General features: G+C 34.4%; 3 protein-coding genes and 1 pseudogene. All 4 read left to right on the forward strand.

Features of this window, described 5'->3' with window-relative positions; all coding sequences use genetic code 11:
- Positions 1–188 precede the first annotated feature (188 nt).
- Complete coding sequence (locus HMPREF0381_RS03695; protein WP_008750535.1) at positions 189–692, forward strand: hypothetical protein; 504 nt, start codon at positions 189–191, stop codon at positions 690–692.
- Positions 693–757: 65 nt separating this feature from the next.
- The gene (locus tag HMPREF0381_RS03700) at positions 758–1,255 is read left to right on the forward strand and encodes a hypothetical protein (protein WP_008750536.1); all 498 of its coding nucleotides are present in this window, start codon (positions 758–760) and stop codon (positions 1,253–1,255) included.
- 260 nt (positions 1,256–1,515) lie between these two features.
- Positions 1,516–2,178 carry a 3'-5' exonuclease gene (locus HMPREF0381_RS03705; RefSeq protein WP_008750537.1) on the forward strand — a complete coding sequence of 221 codons (663 nt, stop codon included), beginning with the start codon at positions 1,516–1,518 and terminating at the stop codon, positions 2,176–2,178.
- Between the two features lie 14 nt (positions 2,179–2,192).
- Positions 2,193–2,376: pseudogene (locus HMPREF0381_RS14970) on the forward strand (TerB N-terminal domain-containing protein); the annotation flags it as partial.

Genomic DNA, 2,376 nt, shown 5'->3' on the forward strand with positions numbered 1-2,376 from the left:
TTTATAACCTTAAATATATTAGTTAAGGAGTTAAAAAAATATGATAGCGTTGTGAAGGAGAAAATTACTTATTTACTGTTGAAATAATATATCTCCCCCTCTAGCCAACAAAAGGTATATGAGTTAAAATACTTATATACCTTTTTGTTTTGTTTTTTAGTTGCTCTATTTTATTTAGGGGGAGAACAATGGAATTTAAGGAGAAGAAAAATAGTAATAAGAGATTGATCGTAGTTTCTATAATATTGTTGGCGGTTGCTGTATTCGCATACTTTGACAGAGAAAAGTTTTGTTGGGCTTTATTCATTATTGGTTGTATAGCATATGGTGGCGGTGGCATTAGCTATGTAAAGAAAAAGCTGGATGAAAACTATAAGGAAAGATATGAGTCGACTAAAGCCGCAGCAGTTTTGATATGTCTTATAATACATCTTATCGGTGTTGCTGCCTTTATTTGGGTATTGGAGGAAAATGAGAAGAACAAGGTGGAAGATACCAAGCCATATTACAGTATATTGGCACCGTCACATGGTACAGGTACAATTAACAGAAAAGAGATGGAAGAATATTTAGAGAAAGAACTTTATTACTCAGAATTACGTTCGGCGTATATTACGGATAAAAAGAAAGAATGGATAGACAGTGTTAACAAATGCTTAGATGATATTGTCGTAGACAGAAAAAAACAATAGATATAAAAAAGAAATAATTCTAAAATCGCTTTAAGTTTTACAGTTTTTTACTTAGGGGGAGAATAATGGAATTTAAGGAGAAGAAAAAGAGCAAGAAGAAATTATTCACAGTGTTCATAATATTGTTGTCGGTCGGTCTGTTCGCATACTTTGATAGAGAAAAGTTTTGCTGGGCATTACTTATTATAGGCTGTATAGCATATAATGAGTATGGTATTAAATTTGTAAAGAAAAAGCTGGATAAAATCAATAAAGAAGGACATATGTCGACTGGAGCTATGGCAGTTTTTCTATGCCTTATGATACATCTTATCAGTATTGCCGCCTTTTATCGGATGTATGAGGAAAAGGGGAAGAGAGAGGTGGAAGATATCAAGCCACATCACAATATGGTAGTACCGACACATGGCGTAAATATGATTTATGTAGAAGGACTGGAAGAAGCTTTAGGGGAAGAATATTATTCGAATTTGTATTCGATTGTTAGTCCGGGTAAAAAGGAAGAGTGGACAGCTCAAGTTAATAAATGCATAGATGATATTGTTGGAGATATAAAAAATTAGGGGAAGAGAATCCGGATAAAAAGAAAGAATAGATAGACGGGGTTAATAATAACTTGAAAGATATTATAGGAGATAAGGAAGACGGACAGGAGTAGATTTAGGGCTGTTGCATACAGTGCAGCGGCTCTTTTTAATATCGAAAGCTTATTACAGAGTAGAAAGACCATACCTACATTAAAAATATAAAATTTTGAAGGTATTTTTATCGTACAGCATATATTGTAGAATACGAGTATAATAAAAATAACCCGGAGGCGGCAATGAAGCATATAGTTGTAGATTTGGAAATGAACAGTGTAGAAAAGAAATACAAGAATTTAGATTGTACTATGGAGACTATAGAGATAGGTGCTATAATGTTGGATGAAAACTATCAGGAGATTTCGTCATTCAGAACCTATGTAAAGCCTGAGTATAATAACAGAATCAGACCGTTAATAAGCAGGCTGACAGGTATTACCTATGATATGGTAATGAATGCCCCTAAGTTTGATGAAGCGTTAAAGATGTTTTCAAATTGGTGTCTGGGTGTGAGTGATGATATAAAGATATATGCCTGGAGTGAAAACGATTATAAGCAGATCTTAAAAGAGATAAGCTTAAAGAAATATAAATCAAGTTTGGATGAAGAAAGAGTTTATCTGACCGAATGGCATGACTTTCAGGCAGAGTTTGATACAAAACTGGGCTTTGAGAAGCAGCTTTCATTAAAGACTGCACTTGATATGGCAGGCGTTGACTTCCTTGGGAGGGAGCATAGTGCACTTGATGATGCAAGGAATACAGCTAAGCTTTTTAATATATTCAATGACAGAGAGATGTTTGATTGCACACTGAAAAAGATTGCGGAGGCCATGAAACCTACTGATTTCGGTACTTCACTTGGAAGTATGTTCGACCTGTCGGGTTTTGCAGTGGCATAGTTTAAGGATAAAAGATGGATGCTAAAAAGTTTCTTGATTGTATAAATGAAAGATATAAAAGAAATGTAAAAAGTGATTTGATTGTACTTGATTCATCAAGTGAGGATACAAAGTATAGTGATACGGCGATACCTTTTGACAAGGGGAGCGATTTCTTTAAGAAAAGGGAAGAGACCCCGAAGAGAATATATGAGATGA

Source organism: Lachnoanaerobaculum saburreum DSM 3986 (genome assembly GCF_000185385.1).
GTDB classification, from domain to species: domain Bacteria; phylum Bacillota; class Clostridia; order Lachnospirales; family Lachnospiraceae; genus Lachnoanaerobaculum; species Lachnoanaerobaculum saburreum.

Coding starts and splice junctions, on each gene's coding strand:
- HMPREF0381_RS03695 (WP_008750535.1), top strand. CDS start 189: ATGGAATTTAAGGAGAAGAAAAATAGTAATAAGAGATTGATCGTAGTT.
- HMPREF0381_RS03700 (WP_008750536.1), top strand. CDS start 758: ATGGAATTTAAGGAGAAGAAAAAGAGCAAGAAGAAATTATTCACAGTG.
- HMPREF0381_RS03705 (WP_008750537.1), top strand. CDS start 1,516: ATGAAGCATATAGTTGTAGATTTGGAAATGAACAGTGTAGAAAAGAAA.